Below are 16,086 nucleotides of genomic sequence, written 5' to 3'. Positions count from 1 at the left end.
TCCTGGACTACATTGGAAGCTACAAATGGATGGTAGTCCTGTCTCTGGTCCTGGCTGCCGTGACGGTGGCCACTACCCTGTACGCGCCGATTCTGGTGGGAGAGGGCGTGGACCTGATCCTGGGTCCTGGCAATGTGGATTTTGCCGGACTGTTTGCAATTCTTCGCAAGATCGCAGTGGTGATTGCCATTACGGCGCTGGCCCAGTGGCTCATGAACCACATCAACAACCAGATTACCTACCGGGTCGTAAAGGATATCCGTACCAGGGCCTTCAACCATCTGGAGATTCTTCCGCTGAGCTACATCGATTCCCATCAGTATGGCGATATCATCAGCCGTATCATCGCGGATATTGACCAGTTCTCTGAGGGACTGCTGATGGGCTTTACCCAGCTCTTTACCGGTGTGTTAACCATTCTTGGAACCCTGGGCTTTATGCTGGTGGTAAACCCGTTTATCACCCTGGTGGTCGTATGCGTGACCCCGCTTTCCCTGTTTGTGGCAAGCTTTATCGCAAAGAAAACCTATTCCATGTTCAAACTCCAGTCTCAGACCAGAGGGGAGCTGACTTCTCTGGTGGACGAGATGGTGGGAAACGAGAAAGTAGTACAGGCCTTTGGTTATCAGGATGAGGCGCAGAAGCGCTTTGAGGAGATTAACGGACGCCTTCAGGGCTACAGTCTGCGTGCCATCTTTTTCTCTTCGATTACGAACCCTGCCACCCGTTTCGTCAACAGCATGGTGTATGCCAGTGTGGGTGTTGCCGGCGCGTTCGCTGCCATCCGCGGCCTGCTTACCGTGGGACAGCTTTCCGCGTTCTTAAGCTACGCGAACCAGTATACCAAGCCGTTCAATGAGATTTCCGGCGTTGTCACCGAGCTGCAGAATGCGTTAGCCTGCGCGGCCCGTGTGTTTGAATTGATCGATGAGCCGCCCTTTACCCCGGAGGACGCTGACGCAGTCAACCTTCAGAATGTGGACGGCAGCGTAAAACTGGAGCATGTAAACTTCTCCTATACCCCGGATACTTCCCTGATCGAGGATTTAAACCTGGATGTAAAGCCGGGCCAGCGTATTGCCATTGTCGGACCGACCGGCTGCGGTAAGACCACCATGATCAACCTGCTGATGCGTTTCTACGATGTGGTCAGCGGTTCCATCAAGGTATCTGGCGAAGATATCCGCCATGTCACAAGAAAGAGCCTGCGCACCAATTATGGCATGGTTCTGCAGGAAACCTGGCTAAAGGCCGGAACCATCCGGGAGAATATTGCCTACGGCAAGCCGGATGCCACCGAAGAAGAAATCATCCAGGCAGCCAAAGAGGCGCATGCCCACAGCTTTATCAAGCGTATGCCCCAGGGCTATGACACTGTGATTTCCGAGGATGGAGGCAATCTGTCCCAGGGACAGAAGCAGCTTCTGTGCATTGCCCGCGTCATGCTGTGCCTGCCGCCGATGCTGATCCTGGATGAGGCAACCTCCTCTATCGATACCCGTACCGAGATCCGCATTCAGAAGGCGTTCGCCACCATGATGAAGGGCCGCACCAGCTTTATTGTAGCGCACCGTCTTTCTACCATTCGCGAGGCCGATGTGATCCTGGTGATGAAGGACGGCCACATCATTGAGCAGGGCACCCATGAGTCCCTGCTGGCCCAGAACGGATTTTACGCGAACCTGTACAACAGCCAGTTCGCGGGATAATAAGGAGTGTGACGAGTATGAATTACGCAAGCATCAAGCCGGTGGACATTGCCAACGGCCCGGGTGTGCGGGTGTCGCTGTTTGTCAGCGGCTGCAGGCACCACTGCAAGGGCTGTTTCAATGCCCAGGCATGGGATTTTGCATATGGAGAGCCTTTTACAAAGGAGGTCTGGGAACAGATCTTTTCCTGTCTGGATCACGACTACATGGAGGGTATCACTTTGCTTGGCGGAGAACCCATGGAGCCGGAAAACCAGGCGGGGCTTCTGCCGTTTTTGAAAGAACTGAAAAAGCGTTTCCCGGAAAAGAGCATCTGGTGCTTTTCCGGATATGATTTCGAGAAGGATATTCTGGGACGCATGATGAAGGAGTCGGAAGTGACCAGAGAACTGGTGCCGCTTCTGGATGTTCTGGTGGACGGGAAATTTGTGGAGGACTTAAAGAACTTAAGCCTGAAATTCCGCGGATCCGAAAACCAGCGGATTCTGGATGTGCCGCGTTCCCTTGCGGCCGGGAAAGCAGTCTGGATGGAGCAGTACCGATAATGGGAGTACCTGATATGGAAAATAAGAGAAAGGTGCTGTGGAAACTGTTTGTCTCCACACTTTACTTAAGCGCCTTTACCTTCGGCGGCGGGTATGTGATCGTTTCGCTGCTGAAGAAAAAATTTGTAGATGAATATCACTGGATTGAGGAAGATGAGATGCTGGATCTGGTTGCCATTGCCCAGTCCTCTCCGGGGGCCATTGCGGTCAACGGAGCGATTGTGGTTGGTTATAAGCTTGCCGGGCTGGCCGGAACGGTCATTGCGATTCTGGGAACCGTGATTCCGCCATTTCTGATCATTTCCGTGATCTCGGTCTTTTACAATCTGCTAAAGGACAACTTTATTGTAAGCCAGATGCTGCAGGGCATGCAGTCCGGCGTGGGAGCAGTCATTGCCTCGGTTACCTACGAGATGGGAGCTGGTATCGTTCATGGCAGAAATAAGGCCTCCATGCTGATCATGGTCTGTGCCTTTGTGGCTTCCTGCGTATTTGGAGTCAATGTTATTTATGTGGTGATTGCCTGCGGCCTTCTCGGCGTGGCGCGGACACTGCTTGCCGGAAAGGGGGAAGCGTAGATGATCTATCTTCAGCTTTTTATCAGCTTTCTCCAGATTGGAGTGTTCAGCTTCGGCGGCGGCTATGCGGCCATGCCGCTGATTCAAGGCCAGGTGGTGACTGGCCACAAGTGGCTGACCATGGCAGAATTTACCGATCTGATCACCATTTCCCAGATGACACCGGGTCCGATTGCGGTGAACTCCGCCACCTTTGTCGGAACAAAGATTGCCGGAGTGCCCGGGGCTTTTGTGGCGACACTGGGCTGTATTCTGCCATCCTGCGTCATTGTTACCCTGATTGCGAAGCTGTATCTGAAGTACCGGAATATGGCAATGCTGCAGGGTGTGCTTGCGTCCTTAAGACCGGCGGTGGTGGCACTGATCGGTTCTGCCGGTATTGCCATTCTGATCAATGCCTTCTGGGGCAGCAGTGCACAGATTGCCCTTGCCGGAACCAACTGGATCATGGTGGGAATTTTTGTGATCTGCGTAGTACTGTTGCAGAAAGGAAAGATGAACCCGATCCTGGTTATGGTGCTGGCTGGAGTTATGAAAGTGCTGGCGGCCCTGATTGCTGGGGGCTGAGAAATGTGTTTATTCTGTGCCCAAAAACAAAAGGTCCTCTTGACGGGCTGTAAGGAATTTGTCAGAATCTTCCAATTTCCGTCAGAATTGTAGAAATAGTGTCAGAATCGCTAAGAGAACGGTAAAGTCTTAAGCCCCCTCTTTATGCTAGAATTCTATCATAAGAAAACGATGACAGAATTCAGACAGCACGAAAGAGGGGGCTTATATTATGATGAACGGAAAACGAATTGTAAAATGGGTGTTCGCATTTGCATGCACGATCATGGCAGGATGTGGATTTGCTTTAGCCGGAGAGGGCTATGGATTATATAAGAATGCAGTGCAGGAAGTGAGCCTGGAGGAGAAGGTGAATGAAATTCGCAGCCAGGAGAGCTTTACTTCCCTGGAAGATATGCCGGAGACTTATGTGCAGGCGGTGGTATCGGTGGAGGATCACCGGTTTTATGACCACTTCGGGCTGGACCTGATTGCCATCGGCCGGGCCGTTGTGAATGATATCAAGGCCGGACGCTATGTGGAGGGCGGAAGCACCATCACTCAGCAGCTTGCAAAGAACCTGTACTTTTCTCAGGAAAAGACTATGAACCGCAAAGCAGCCGAAGTCTTTCTGGCACTGGAACTCGAACAGAAATACACCAAGGATGAAATCCTGGAGCTCTATGTAAACAGCATTTACTTTGGAGACGGCTACTACAGTGTCGGTGAAGCCAGCGAAGGATATTTTGGAAAACCGGCATCCGAGATGAATGATTATGAGTGCACGCTTCTGGCAGGAGTTCCAAACGCTCCTTCAAAATACGCGCCTAGTAAAAACCTGGCACTGGCGGAAAAACGTCAGCAGAAAGTATTGAGCCGTATGGAAGCTTGCGGATACATTACCGAGGAGGAGACCACGATTATGGCAGCGCAGTTGGTGGCTCTGAATTAAACCAGCGCACCGAGAAAGGAAGGGACTGGCGCCCGTTTTGTGTCAGTCCCTTCCCGTTGTGTGGGAATTATGTTTTACTGGATTTCCCGGATCATACAGTATTGTTTTAATGGGAAGTTCTGCTTCATGATTCCGTAGACTTTAAAACCGAGATTCTGGTAGAACTCCACGTTCTTTTCGTTGTGGGTCTCCAGGGAGATCATCATGCGGTGGGTGTCGGCGTAGTCGATGGCTTCCTGCATAAGGCGGGCGGCAATGCCGTGGTGCTGCATGTTTGGATCCACTGCCAGATAGATGATGTGGAGACGCTGGTTCTGATGAAGCTGGTCGGTCCAGCTGGAATTTAAGTAGTCCACACCCTTTAAGAAGTTGTGGAAGGTCTTTAAAGTGTGATCCTCCTTGATGAGGTAGGTGTCGGTCTGGAGCGTGGCCCGGGCTTCCGCAAAGTAAAACTGGAAGATATTGTAGGGCTCAGCCTCGTCAGAAACCACGAGAATGCCATTCAAATCGGCACTGTCGGAAAAAATCTCGCAGGTCTCGTAAAATTCATCCATATCGCAGTGAAAGAGCTCCGGCATAAGGCGTTCCCGGACCTCCGGGTCCGGAATCAGGGTCTCATAGAGCGGGTCATGCTTGAAGCAGGCATATAAAAGCTGCTCCAGCTTTGGCAGGTCTTCTCGCTGTACGCGGTATAGTTTATCGCTTTCCATAGTATGTTCAGACGAACGTTCGCCTGTCCTTTCTGTATTATTCAGATCAGAAACTGGTCGTGTACCAGGCTCTGGATCTGGTCGGTGGTCTGAATCAGCATACGGCACTGATCCTGGAAAATCCGGGTCAGATGGCTGATCTCACAGGAGAGGGAAATCTCTTCCGGGTCGGCCTCTTTTTTCTGCAGCAGGTCTTTTACCAGCGCATAGAGGTTTTCGTGTGGCATCAGGCGTTTGTAGCCCCATTTTAAGCGGTCCTGCGGCTGATTTAACACGTAATCGGTGAAATGGTTGTAAACCGCTTCATCGAACATGAAGGCATAGGCATTGTTGTCTACCTGATAGAGCTTTCTCAGGGCAGAGGAGAGATTCTGCTCTTTTAAGTTCGCAATGGCGCCTCCGATCAGACGGATGTTCTGCAGCAGGATTTCATGCGGGTAATGGACGTTGCCGTACCAGTCGATGCGTACCAGTTCATCCTGGGCGCATTTAAAGCGGCGCAGGGCTTCTTCCTCTGCTTCCCGGGCTTCCAGATACAGCTGTTCTGCTTCTTTCACCTTACTCTCAGATAAAAGTGCACGGTAGCGGTCATTTAAGCTCCTGCGGGATTCGTAGCGGCTTTCTGCGACATCCTTTGCGTCAGCAAGCATCTTTTCCAGTCCGGAAATTTTTTCTACCAGAGAAGCCAGTGTCATAGGGCTGATGAGATCCATGGCAACAAAGGGGCGGAGAACGTCGCTGGATGCATGGTAGCCGTCCAGAGCCCGTTCCATGACCGGAGCGGAGCATAACGGAATGACGCAGGTTTCATCCAGAGCCGCGATCAGCAGGGCGAACAGTTCGTGGTGGAGCCGGTAAACCTGTTCGTCGTAAAAGGCATCGTTGTCGAACTGGGAATGGTAATGGGTCTCCATAAAGCTGCCGCCGGTGAAGTCATTGACCATGGACGGAATACCGGCAATAGCCATGGAAAAATCATCGGACCAGGTTTCAATCGGAGAAGTTACGCGGGTTTCCTCCGGGTAAGCCCGGGTCAGATCCGGAAGCTCGGATAAATACTCCTCCAGGAACCGGGTATATTCGTAGCAGCTGCGGATGCGGGCGCGGGTGCCATGGGCCAGGGCCGGAAGCTCAAAGTTTAAGTCGGCAATAACCTTTCCCACCCATTCCGGGTGCGCTGTAAATACTTGTTCGTAGGCACCGGTGGACCAGTCGAAGTTGGAATCCACAACGCCCCATTCCTCTGCGGCCATAGCGCAGATCACGATGGTATTATTGGGCTTGAAACCGCTTGCCAGCAGGGCTTTCGCGATGCCAAACATCAGGGCAATGGCGGTGTTGTCATCCTGAAAGCCGCTGAAATAGGAGTCATAGTGGGCGGACAACAGAACCATGCGGTCCGGGTGTTTTCCCGGGATGGTTCCCACAATGTTGTAGGTGGTGCAGTCCCGGGTGATGCGGCTGTTCGCGTCCAGGGTTACCGTGATCTCCTGGGTGTGTTCCAGAAGTTCCTTTAACGGATCGGAATCTTTTCTGGAAATGGAGAAAGCGGGAGCGTCCTCCGGACCGGCAATATCCTGGGCGTTTAACGCCTCGTCATCGATCTCGCCGTAGCCGCCGCTCTGCACGGCAATGAGGGCGGCAGCGCCCTTTAAGTGCGCCTGGTAGACCGGGTAGTTGATCCACCACTCATCCCGCTGGTTGATATCCACGAGAACCAGCTTTCCGGTGACATCCTTGCCCTCATAATCCGCAGCAGTTCCTTTTCCAAGATACATCAGGGAAAAGTCCTTTGGCCCGTCGGTGACAAACGTGGTCTGGTAAGCACCAAGCTGGATTTCACAATGGCTGCCATCTGCCGCAGTGTAGGAGAGCACTGCTTTTTTAAATTCCCAGCCATCGACCTTGATGGCATCCTTTCTCACATCAGAAAGGCCAATGGCTTCCATTTCCTGTTTCAGCATTTCTCCGGTCTCAAATTCAGCCCGGGAACCGGCCGGGCGGTAGCCCAGAACCGGGTTGGTACGAAACTGCTCCATGCGCTTGGCCAGCTGGTAGGAGTAATCTATATCAAGGTTTTTCAGAATGGATTCTTGTAAGTTCATGTATGCACAACCTCCGTCTTTTACAGTCAAAGTGATTATAACACTGATTGGCTGCTGAGAAAAGAAAAAAGGAGAAAAAGAAAAATTATGAAAAAACTACTTGATTTTGTGTGAATTGAGTGGTAATATTCAAACCAACAAAACCAAATAAGTCTTCAGGGCGGAGTGAAATTCTCCACCGGTGGTAAAGCCCACGGGCCGCAAGGCATGATTCGGTGTAATTCCGAAGCCGACAGTATAGTCTGGATGAAAGAAGAAAGATAGTGTGCGTTCTCCATAGAATGTACCGTGTCACCATAGAATGACCGCTCTGGAATGAAAGTTCCAGAGTTTTTTTGTTCTATAAAGGGTTGTCTGCGGGGGATGGGAAGCACACAGACAGAAAGAGCAGATCCTGAAGCATAAAACTTTCGGGTCTGCTTTTTAATTTTCTTACCCTGAAATCAAAAGGGAGGAATGAAATCTTGACAGATCAGGATTATATGCGCCGGGCCATCGAACTGGCAAAACAGGGAGAGGGCTGGACCAGCCCCAATCCGCTGGTGGGCGCTGTGATTGTGAAGGATGGACGGGTAATTGGCGAAGGATATCACGCCAGATACGGCGAATGTCATGCGGAACGGAATGCTCTGAAAGCCTGTATGGAACCGACCGAGGGTGCAGACCTGTATGTAACGCTGGAGCCCTGCTGCCACTACGGAAAGCAGCCACCATGCGTGGAGGCCATTGTACAGGCTGGCATCCGGAGAGTCTTCGTGGGTTCTGACGATCCCAATCCGCTGGTGGCCGGAAAAGGAATCCGGTATCTGCGGGAGCGGGGAATCACTGTAGAAACCCATGTGCTGAAGGAAGAATGCGACCGGTTAAATCCGGTGTTCTTCCATTTCATCCGCAAAAGAACGCCTTATGTAGTCATGAAATATGCCATGACTCTGGATGGAAAGATTGCGGCCTATACCGGCGCCTCGAAGTGGGTCACCGGGGAGGAGGCCAGGGCATATGTCCAGCGGGAGCGGCACCGATACCGGGGTATCATGGTGGGAGTTGGAACCGTGCTGGCGGATGATCCCATGTTAAACTGCCGGATGCCTGGCGGTCGAAACCCGGTGAGAATCATCTGTGATACCCATTTGCGGACGCCGGTTACTTCACAGATTGTAAGGACGGCGAAAGAAATTCCTACGATTCTGGCAGTCTGTGAGCCGGACCGGAATCGGTATCAACCCTATGAAGAGGCCGGATGCCAGATTCTGGCCTTGCCAGAGGCTGAGGGGCATATAGATCTGAACGCGCTTATGGAAAAGCTTGGGCAGGCCCAGATCGACAGCATCCTCTTAGAGGGCGGTGGCACCTTAAATTGGGCGGCCTGTAAGTGCGGGATTGTGCGGGAGGTACATGCCTATGTGGCACCGAAGCTCTTTGGCGGCGCGGAGGCCAAAACTCCGGTGGAAGGCCGGGGCGTGGCGGATCCATCAGAAGCGGTTCTCTTAAAGATAAAGGAAATCCGCCATTTGGGAGAAGATCTTCTGATCGAAAGTGAGGTGCAGGATGTTTACGGGAATTGTTGAGGAGGTCGGAATTCTGAAAAAAATCGTCTGGGGCGCGCATTCGGCAGCGCTTACGATTCAGGCGAAACGAGTGCTTTCCGATGCCGCGGTGGGAGACAGCATTGCGGTAAACGGGATCTGCCTGACGGTCACCAGCCTGGAAACAACAGCCTTTACGGCAGATGTGATGCATGAGACCTTAAACCGCTCGTCATTAAAAGGAGCAAAACCGGGCATGCATGTGAATCTGGAACGGGCCATGGCGGCAGGCGGACGGTTCGGCGGACATATTGTGAGCGGACATGTGGACGGAACCGGAACGATCCGGCAGATCCGGCGGGATGATAATGCGGTGTGGTTCACCATCACTGCCAGTCCCAAGCTTCTTCGCTATATTGTGGAGAAGGGATCCATTACCATAGACGGCATCAGCCTGACCGTGGCAGCGGTGGCAGCGGACAGCTTTTCTGTTTCCACGATCCCCCACACGAATGCGGTGACTACGCTGGGAGAACGAAAAGCGGGTGACCTGGTCAATCTGGAGACGGACATCATCGGGAAATATGTGGAGCGGCTGCTGCAGCCGATGAAAACGGAAGAGGAGCGGAATACCGTGGGAAAAAGGAACCCGGAAACAGAGCAGGAAACAAGTGCAGACAGACAGGGCATTACGAAGGAGTTCCTGGCTCAGTACGGATTTTGACAAGAAAGAAAACCCGGGCAGCAGAGATAGAAGACAGAGTAACTGTGAGGGTACTGAACAGTTACAAGACAGAAAACATGTGGAGAGAGGAGAACAGCATAATGACTCAGTACAATACAGTAGAGGAAGCGCTTGAGGAGCTTCGCAAAGGACATATCATCCTGGTTACGGACGATGCGGACCGGGAGAATGAGGGGGATTTTATCTGCGCGGCAGAGTTTGCCACCACAGAAAACATTAACTTTATGGCGACGCATGGAAAAGGCCTGATCTGCATGCCCATGTCTGCGGAATACGCAGCAAAGCTTCAGTTCCCCCAGATGGTCTCCAACAACACAGATAATCATGAGACAGCCTTTACCGTCTCCATTGACTGTGTGGATACCACGACCGGTATTTCCGCGGCGGAGCGGTCTGTGACGGCCCTGCGCTGTGTGGCAGAGGACGCGAAACCGGAGGATTTCCGCAGGCCGGGACATATGTTCCCGCTGGTGGCAAAGAAAAACGGAGTGCTGGAGCGCAACGGACACACGGAGGCCACTGTAGACCTCTGCCGCCTGGCAGGCTTAAAAGAATGTGGGCTCTGCTGCGAAATCATGCGGGAAGACGGCACGATGATGCGGACTTCGGAACTGCAGGAGCTGGCACGGAAATGGGATCTGAAATTCATCACCATCCAGGCTTTGCAGGCGTACCGGAAATGCCATGAGAAGCTGGTGGACCGGGTGACGGTAACCCGGATGCCAACCAAATACGGGGAATTTACCGCATACGGTTATGTGAACCGTTTAAACGGAGAACATCATGTGGCACTGGTAAAGGGCGAAATCGGAGATGGAGAGGATGTTCTTGCCCGCATTCATTCGGAATGCCTGACCGGTGATACCTTTGGTTCCCTGCGCTGTGACTGCGGGCAGCAGTTTGCAGCAGCCATGACCCAGATTGAAAAAGAGGGCCGCGGAATTCTCCTTTATATGCGGCAGGAAGGCCGTGGAATTGGCCTGATCAATAAACTGAAGGCCTATGAACTGCAGGAGCAGGGCATGGATACGCTGGAAGCCAATTTGGCGCTTGGTTTTGCCGGAGATGAGCGGGAGTATTACATCGGAGCGCAGATTTTAAAAGATCTTGGCGTGAAGAGTATGCGCCTTCTCACCAACAACCCGGATAAGGTATATCAGCTTTCTGAGTTTGGCATGGCCATCAAAGAGCGGGTGCCGATTCAGATGAGCGCTACAAAGTATGACCTGTTCTATTTAAAGACAAAACAGCAGCGCATGGGACATCTACTGAGATACTAAAAAACGGGAATCTGAGAAAAACATATTATTAATAGAAGAAAGAGAGTAACTGTGAGGGTACTGAACAGTTGCGAAAGAGGAAGAAAATCATGAGAGTACTGGAAGGAAATGTAGTAGCAAAGGGAATCCGCGTGGGAATCGTGGCAGCAAGATTTAATGAGTTCATCACCTCAAAACTGGTGGGCGGTGCCTTAGACGGACTGAAGCGTCATGACGTGAAAGAGGAAGACATTGATGTGGCCTGGGTGCCAGGCGCGTTTGAGATTCCGCTGATCGCTTCGAAAATGGCAAAGAGTAAAAAGTATGACGCAGTGATCTGCGTGGGCGCTGTCATCCGCGGCAGCACAAGCCATTACGATTATGTGTGCAGTGAGGTTTCCAAGGGCATTGCGAATGTTTCTTTAAACAGTGATATTCCGGTGATGTTTGGTGTACTGACCACGGATAACATTGAACAGGCCATTGAGCGTGCCGGAAGCAAGGCCGGAAACAAGGGTTACGAGTGCGCAACCGGAGCCATCGAAATGGTAAACCTGATCCGTGCTCTGGAAGCATAAAATATGGAGATGCCGGATGCTTTTACGGTGTGAAGCAATAAAAAGTTGACGAATCTCATTTTTCGGTTACAATAGATAATATAGAACTGGAAAGTGAGGAATTACGCAATGTTAAAACAGGTCTCTGTTTATGCAGAAAATAAAAAAGGCGCGTTAAAGATTGTTACCGGAATCCTGACGGAGGCACAGATCAACATTCTTGGTTCTGTTACCAACGACAGTGCGGAATATGGCATCATCCGCATGGTGGTTACCGAGCCGGAAAAGGCGCAGGAAATCTTACAGAAAGCCGGATATTTATGCCGTTTAACCAATGTGCTCGGCATTGAGGTAGAGGATGAAGTAGGAAGCTTAAACAAGGTGCTGGCTGCATTCCTGGAGAGCAACATCAATGTAAATTACCAGTATCTGTCCTTTAACCGTCAGTCCGGCAAGCCGGTTATGGTACTCCACACCGATGACTGTGAGTTTGTAGAGAAATGTCTGGCAGCGAAGGGCTTTCAGATGACCGAAGTATAAAATGGAATCAAAAAAATGAGGGATGTGTAAGCGAAAGCCGGACATCCCCATTTTTGATGTTTGCGGGAGAATAGACATGAGATTTGAAAAACTGGAACAGAACATCATCGACATGATCAAAGAGGAGCAGGCGAAGCTTGGTTACCGGAAAGAAAGCATCCGTCTGTATTATCCGCTCAGTTCCCTGGTTCATCTGACCGGAGCAGATCTGGGAGAACAGGAGATGCTGGACTTGCTGTCTGAATTTGGTGAGGAGACAAAGGAGCATCTTGGAGGCGTTGCCGTTACGGCAAAGAAGGAACGTTTCTGCTTTCTGATCCCGGAGGAGGGGGTTGTGTATGTGAAGGAACATACCAGTCCGAATGAATTTATTCATGATCTGGTGGACCTGGTGGGCCGCCACGACTGCACGATGGACGAGATCAAAGCCTTATTTGAGAAACAGCCCTGGCCGGTGACGGTGGAGCCGGTGAACAATGGGGAATTTGACATTCTGATCCGCTTTGGAGAAGGCCCCAACGATCCGTATTATTACTGCTTTAAAGATGAAGGCTGTCATATCATTTATCACCGTTTCCTTCCGGAAGATTACGCGGATTTTGATTTTTAGGAGGTACGGAACTTCTTGTTGATTCTGGAAAACCGTGTTACACTGATATGGTGATTAAATATGCAATTATTTCTATAATTATACATGAGATAATGGGAGGACGAGTATGCCAGTATTTGATTTCAATGACGCGCCGGATAAAAAGAACCCTGCAGAATGCACCTATACCACATTTCAGTCCAGTGAGCCGGAAGCTTCTCCGGAGAAGCCGATTCTGATTCTGGACAACAGCAAGCGAAAATGGCAGCATCATTCCTGTGGAATGTTTACGAATCCGGTCAAGCGCACCACCTTTGAATTTCATGAGGAGGATGGCACGATCAGCGCCGATATTTTAAAGATAGATGCCCGTTTTGTCAGCCTCTTAAAGTGGCTGGGAGAAAACCACATCAGTGTACGCCTGTCGGGCGAAAACCGCCCGGAGGGTTATGCGGTCTACAAAATCCGCGAGACGGCTTTTGGCGGCGGAACCAAACTGTCCGCGGAGGACGGATTTTTACAGTTTATGATCGAGCGCCTGTTTGCAAGCGATGCGCCGGGCGAGGAGGAAGCCGATGAAAGCCTGGAGGAGGCCGGAGATGACATGAAGCTCACCAGCCTGCAGAGCATCACGGATTTTATGAACTGCGCGGGAAGAACCTTACCGGACAACATCCGCCTTTGGGCCAGAAGAAACCTGGCGGTAGCGCGTTCCCATGAGGTATCTCCGGAGGAGCGCCGTCATGCCCAGCGTGCTCTTTCCATCATGATGAATGTGCAGTGGAAGAGCAATTATTTTGAGTCCATTGACCCGAACGAGGCCCGCCGGATTCTGGATGAGGAACTTTACGGCATGGAACGGGTAAAACAGCGTATCATTGAGACCATCATCCAGATCAACCGGACTCATACGCTTCCGGCGTATGGCCTTTTGTTAGTGGGCCCGGCGGGAACCGGTAAATCCCAGATTGCCTATGCGGTGGCGCGGATCCTGAAACTGCCGTGGACGACGCTGGATATGAGCTCTATCAACGATCCGGAACAGCTTACGGGAAGCTCCCGTATCTATGCCAACGCAAAGCCTGGCATCATCATGGATGCCTTTTCCATGGCGGGAGAGTCCAATCTGGTATTTATCATCAATGAGCTGGATAAAGCTGCTTCCGGCAAGGGCAACGGCAGTCCGGCCGATGTACTCTTAACCCTTTTGGATAACCTGGGCTTTACCGATAACTACATGGAATGTATGATTCCCACTGTGGGCGTGTACCCAATCGCGACGGCCAACGATAAATCCCAGATCAGCGCGCCACTCATGTCACGTTTTGCGGTGATCGATATTCCGGACTACACGGCAGAAGAGAAGAAAATTATCTTCTCCCGGTTTGCGCTTCCGAAGGTCTTAAAGCGCATGGGACTGAAAGACGGTGAGTGTGTGGTAGCGCCGGACGGACTGGATGCCGTGGTGGAATTTTTCGCGGGAACCAGTGGAATCCGAGACCTGGAGCAGGCAGCAGAGCACATCGCGGCCAACGCGCTGTACCAGATTGAGGTGGATCACGTATCGGAAGTAGTCTTTAACCGGAAGATGGTTATGGAACTGCTCGGATAGCCGTGGCAGGAACGGCATCTTTATGCCTACGCCTCAACTCCGAATATGCTGGAAGCCATGAAACAGAAGCTTGGCAGTCAGTCTCTTTTGCATGCATTTGAACAGGGAAGACAGCTTTTAGTGTATCAGTGTCATCTGGTAAAACGGGATATGATGCTGGTTGATAAAGTGAGCATCTATCTCTTTGAAAACAGCCAGACAGGGCATGTGGAGGCCCAGATGTTCCTGGAAGATATCGCCCAGGAATATCTTGACAGCATTACCAACGATATTCTGTATCAGAAGGACTATATGCTCCTCAGCGTGATCAGCCTGGACCGGAAGATCGCCAATTTACGCTGCTGCCGGATGAAGGGACTTTCCCTGGAAGAACGGAAAAATTATCCCTATGAAGAAATTACGGAGCTGTTTGTCAGCCGGCATATTCATCCGAATGACCAGGAACGTTTCCTTTCCTGTACAGATCTGGATTTCTTAAGAAAAACCATGGAAAAACAGGGACAGTTTTCTTTTACGGTGCGCAGTATCAAAAATATGACAGAACGCTATACCTGCTACTGGCTTGACCGCTCCGAAAATATGCTTTTGCTTGTGGCGGATGATATGACGCAGGAACTGGAGACAGACGTTCTGACGGGAATCCCAAACCGCGCGGGATTTTTCCGGCATGCGGAAAAAATCCTGCATCAGAAAACTGGAGATTCCTATGCAATCCTGTTTTTCAATATTCAGCGCTTTAAAGCAATCAACGATCTGTTTGGCTACGATACCGGAGATAGGATTTTAAAGAAGATCGTGGAACTGATCCAGAAAAGCTTCTTAAATCCGCTGATTACAGCGCGCATGGAAGCGGACCGCTTTGCTGCGCTGGTCAATGTGAAATACCTGAATCTGGAACAGCTGACGGAGCTTTTGCATTATTCTTACCGCGATGGCAACACTCAGATTGAACTCCATGAAAGATGTGGTATTTATTATATTCCGGAGCAGTGTGATTTAAGCGTATCCGATATGTGTGATTGCGCCAAGCTGGCCAAGAACTATATTTCCAACCAGTATGTGAGACCGTATGCCGTTTATAACGAAAAAATGAAGCTGGAATACGAAGGAAACAGTCGGGTCATGATCAATCTGGAGCAGGCCATCGAAAAGCAGGAGTTCTGTGTGTATTACCAGCCGGTCTATGACGCGAAAACAGAAGAAATTGTGGCGGCTGAGGCGCTGGTACGCTGGATTCCAGACAACCAGAAGCCGGTGCTGCCTGGCCGTTTCATTCCGGTGCTGGAGGACAGCGGACATATTACCAAGCTGGATGCCTTTGTCAATCAGACTGTTCAGGAGGCAATTGCAAGACGTTATCGTGAGGGCCGGAAGGTAGTCCCGGTGGCTGTGAATCTATCCCGTATGGACCTGATGGATGATCATTTTATGAAACGAATCTGGGATAATCTCGCAGAGAAGAAAATTCCGATCAATATGTTCCATTATGAATTGACAGAATCCGCGTACGCAGACATTTCGGATAACGGAGTCCGTTTCCTGACAAACCTGCAGAAGGAAGGCGCAAAGATTCTGATTGATGATTTTGGCAGTGGAATTTCTTCCTTCAGCACAGTGCGGGACTATGAATTTGATATCATCAAACTGGATATGGGGTTTGTACAGCGGATTGGAACCAGCAAAAAGACAGACCATATTCTCATGTCCCTGATTGAGCTGGCCCACCGGCTTGATATGAAAGTCATTGCGGAGGGCGTAGAGACCAAAGAGCAGGCGGCATTTCTGAAAGAACACGGTTGCGACTTTTTCCAGGGCTTTTATTACGCAAAGCCAATGCCGTTAAAGGAATTTGAGACCCTGCTGGACCAGTAAGCGGAACCTGGTGAACACATATACTGGCATGAAAAAAAGTCGCCGAGCAGTACACGAAGTACATTAAGTCAAGGCGACTTTTATAGTCCCCAAATCCATATTTTTCATCCATTTTTCCACGATAACATAATATCCTGAAAACACGAAAGGGTCTGTCGCACTATCAAATATTTTTTGCTGGGCGGCAGCCCTGCTTTATGCCCAAATGGGGGCGAAATCGGTTGTGATTTCGCCCCCATCC

At 50.8% G+C, this 16,086-nt stretch carries 15 protein-coding genes and 1 riboswitch; of the genes, 13 read left to right on the top strand and 2 right to left on the bottom strand.

Going from position 1 to position 16,086, the window contains the following annotated elements:
* Positions 1–29: 29 nt before the first annotated feature.
* The 5 genes from WMO41_RS06855 (at position 30) to WMO41_RS06835 (ending at position 4,330) form a co-directional block, all read left to right on the top strand.
* A complete protein-coding gene (locus WMO41_RS06855) occupies positions 30–1,709 on the top strand; it encodes an ABC transporter transmembrane domain-containing protein (RefSeq protein WP_349229168.1) in 1,680 nt (559 codons plus the stop codon).
* Positions 1,710–1,726: 17 nt separating this feature from the next.
* Positions 1,727–2,254, top strand: coding sequence for an anaerobic ribonucleoside-triphosphate reductase activating protein (nrdG, locus tag WMO41_RS06850; protein WP_349229111.1), 528 nt, complete (start codon positions 1,727–1,729; stop codon positions 2,252–2,254).
* A gap of 14 nt (positions 2,255–2,268) precedes the next feature.
* Positions 2,269–2,832 (top strand): chromate transporter, encoded by a 564-nt coding sequence (locus WMO41_RS06845; protein ID WP_349229110.1) that lies wholly within the window; start codon positions 2,269–2,271, stop codon positions 2,830–2,832.
* Positions 2,833–3,399: a chromate transporter gene (locus tag WMO41_RS06840; RefSeq protein WP_349229109.1), complete on the top strand. Its 567-nt coding sequence runs from the start codon at positions 2,833–2,835 to the stop codon at positions 3,397–3,399.
* Positions 3,400–3,610: 211 nt separating this feature from the next.
* A complete protein-coding gene (locus WMO41_RS06835) occupies positions 3,611–4,330 on the top strand; it encodes a transglycosylase domain-containing protein (RefSeq protein ID WP_349229108.1) in 720 nt (239 codons plus the stop codon).
* A gap of 74 nt (positions 4,331–4,404) precedes the next feature.
* Here WMO41_RS06835 and WMO41_RS06830 read toward each other — a convergent pair whose 3' ends face one another.
* Positions 4,405–5,040 carry a GNAT family N-acetyltransferase gene (locus WMO41_RS06830; protein WP_349229107.1) on the bottom strand — a complete coding sequence of 212 codons (636 nt, stop codon included), beginning with the start codon at positions 5,038–5,040 and terminating at the stop codon, positions 4,405–4,407.
* A 41-nt stretch (positions 5,041–5,081) separates the two neighbouring features.
* Positions 5,082–7,145: a M28 family peptidase gene (locus tag WMO41_RS06825; protein WP_349229106.1), complete on the bottom strand. Its 2,064-nt coding sequence runs from the start codon at positions 7,143–7,145 to the stop codon at positions 5,082–5,084.
* Between the two features lie 147 nt (positions 7,146–7,292).
* A riboswitch (FMN riboswitch) is annotated at positions 7,293–7,407 on the top strand.
* A gap of 202 nt (positions 7,408–7,609) precedes the next feature.
* Here WMO41_RS06825 and ribD point away from each other — a divergent pair.
* From ribD to WMO41_RS06785, 8 genes are all read left to right on the top strand, one after another.
* Positions 7,610–8,713 carry a bifunctional diaminohydroxyphosphoribosylaminopyrimidine deaminase/5-amino-6-(5-phosphoribosylamino)uracil reductase RibD gene (gene ribD / locus WMO41_RS06820; RefSeq protein WP_349229105.1) on the top strand — a complete coding sequence of 368 codons (1,104 nt, stop codon included), beginning with the start codon at positions 7,610–7,612 and terminating at the stop codon, positions 8,711–8,713.
* On the top strand, positions 8,694–9,395 hold the full coding sequence (locus WMO41_RS06815; protein ID WP_349229104.1) for a riboflavin synthase: 702 nt from the start codon (positions 8,694–8,696) through the stop codon (positions 9,393–9,395). Before ribD ends, WMO41_RS06815 begins: the two co-directional genes overlap by 20 nt.
* A 101-nt stretch (positions 9,396–9,496) precedes the next feature.
* Positions 9,497–10,696: a bifunctional 3,4-dihydroxy-2-butanone-4-phosphate synthase/GTP cyclohydrolase II gene (locus tag WMO41_RS06810; RefSeq protein ID WP_349229103.1), complete on the top strand. Its 1,200-nt coding sequence runs from the start codon at positions 9,497–9,499 to the stop codon at positions 10,694–10,696.
* Positions 10,697–10,785: 89 nt separating this feature from the next.
* The gene (ribH, locus tag WMO41_RS06805) at positions 10,786–11,253 is read left to right on the top strand and encodes a 6,7-dimethyl-8-ribityllumazine synthase (protein ID WP_118532110.1); all 468 of its coding nucleotides are present in this window, start codon (positions 10,786–10,788) and stop codon (positions 11,251–11,253) included.
* Between the two features lie 108 nt (positions 11,254–11,361).
* A complete protein-coding gene (locus WMO41_RS06800; RefSeq protein WP_349229102.1) occupies positions 11,362–11,772 on the top strand; it encodes an ACT domain-containing protein in 411 nt (136 codons plus the stop codon).
* A gap of 76 nt (positions 11,773–11,848) precedes the next feature.
* Complete coding sequence (locus WMO41_RS06795; protein WP_349229101.1) at positions 11,849–12,382, top strand: DUF3877 family protein; 534 nt, start codon at positions 11,849–11,851, stop codon at positions 12,380–12,382.
* A gap of 106 nt (positions 12,383–12,488) precedes the next feature.
* Positions 12,489–13,973, top strand: coding sequence for an AAA family ATPase (locus WMO41_RS06790; RefSeq protein ID WP_349229100.1), 1,485 nt, complete (start codon positions 12,489–12,491; stop codon positions 13,971–13,973).
* Between the two features lie 45 nt (positions 13,974–14,018).
* Positions 14,019–15,845 carry a putative bifunctional diguanylate cyclase/phosphodiesterase gene (locus WMO41_RS06785; RefSeq protein WP_349229099.1) on the top strand — a complete coding sequence of 609 codons (1,827 nt, stop codon included), beginning with the start codon at positions 14,019–14,021 and terminating at the stop codon, positions 15,843–15,845.
* Positions 15,846–16,086 lie beyond the last annotated feature (241 nt).

It is taken from the genome of Ventrimonas faecis, assembly GCF_040096075.1.
Lineage (GTDB): Bacteria > Bacillota > Clostridia > Lachnospirales > Lachnospiraceae > Brotaphodocola > Brotaphodocola faecis.
This window is presented reverse-complemented; position numbering and strand designations above follow the sequence as displayed.

Excerpts from the sequence above, each read along its gene's own strand:
- WMO41_RS06830 (WP_349229107.1), bottom strand. The coding sequence starts at position 5,040 with ATGGAAAGCGATAAACTATACCGCGTACAGCGAGAAGACCTGCCAAAG.
- WMO41_RS06845 (WP_349229110.1), top strand. The coding sequence starts at position 2,269 with ATGGAAAATAAGAGAAAGGTGCTGTGGAAACTGTTTGTCTCCACACTT.
- WMO41_RS06835 (WP_349229108.1), top strand. The coding sequence starts at position 3,611 with ATGATGAACGGAAAACGAATTGTAAAATGGGTGTTCGCATTTGCATGC.
- WMO41_RS06800 (WP_349229102.1), top strand. The coding sequence starts at position 11,362 with ATGTTAAAACAGGTCTCTGTTTATGCAGAAAATAAAAAAGGCGCGTTA.
- WMO41_RS06790 (WP_349229100.1), top strand. The coding sequence starts at position 12,489 with ATGCCAGTATTTGATTTCAATGACGCGCCGGATAAAAAGAACCCTGCA.
- WMO41_RS06855 (WP_349229168.1), top strand. The coding sequence starts at position 30 with ATGGTAGTCCTGTCTCTGGTCCTGGCTGCCGTGACGGTGGCCACTACC.
- ribH (WP_118532110.1), top strand. The coding sequence starts at position 10,786 with ATGAGAGTACTGGAAGGAAATGTAGTAGCAAAGGGAATCCGCGTGGGA.
- WMO41_RS06795 (WP_349229101.1), top strand. The coding sequence starts at position 11,849 with ATGAGATTTGAAAAACTGGAACAGAACATCATCGACATGATCAAAGAG.
- WMO41_RS06825 (WP_349229106.1), bottom strand. The coding sequence starts at position 7,145 with ATGAACTTACAAGAATCCATTCTGAAAAACCTTGATATAGATTACTCC.
- nrdG (WP_349229111.1), top strand. The coding sequence starts at position 1,727 with ATGAATTACGCAAGCATCAAGCCGGTGGACATTGCCAACGGCCCGGGT.
- WMO41_RS06785 (WP_349229099.1), top strand. The coding sequence starts at position 14,019 with ATGCTGGAAGCCATGAAACAGAAGCTTGGCAGTCAGTCTCTTTTGCAT.
- WMO41_RS06840 (WP_349229109.1), top strand. The coding sequence starts at position 2,833 with ATGATCTATCTTCAGCTTTTTATCAGCTTTCTCCAGATTGGAGTGTTC.
- WMO41_RS06810 (WP_349229103.1), top strand. The coding sequence starts at position 9,497 with ATGACTCAGTACAATACAGTAGAGGAAGCGCTTGAGGAGCTTCGCAAA.
- WMO41_RS06815 (WP_349229104.1), top strand. The coding sequence starts at position 8,694 with ATGTTTACGGGAATTGTTGAGGAGGTCGGAATTCTGAAAAAAATCGTC.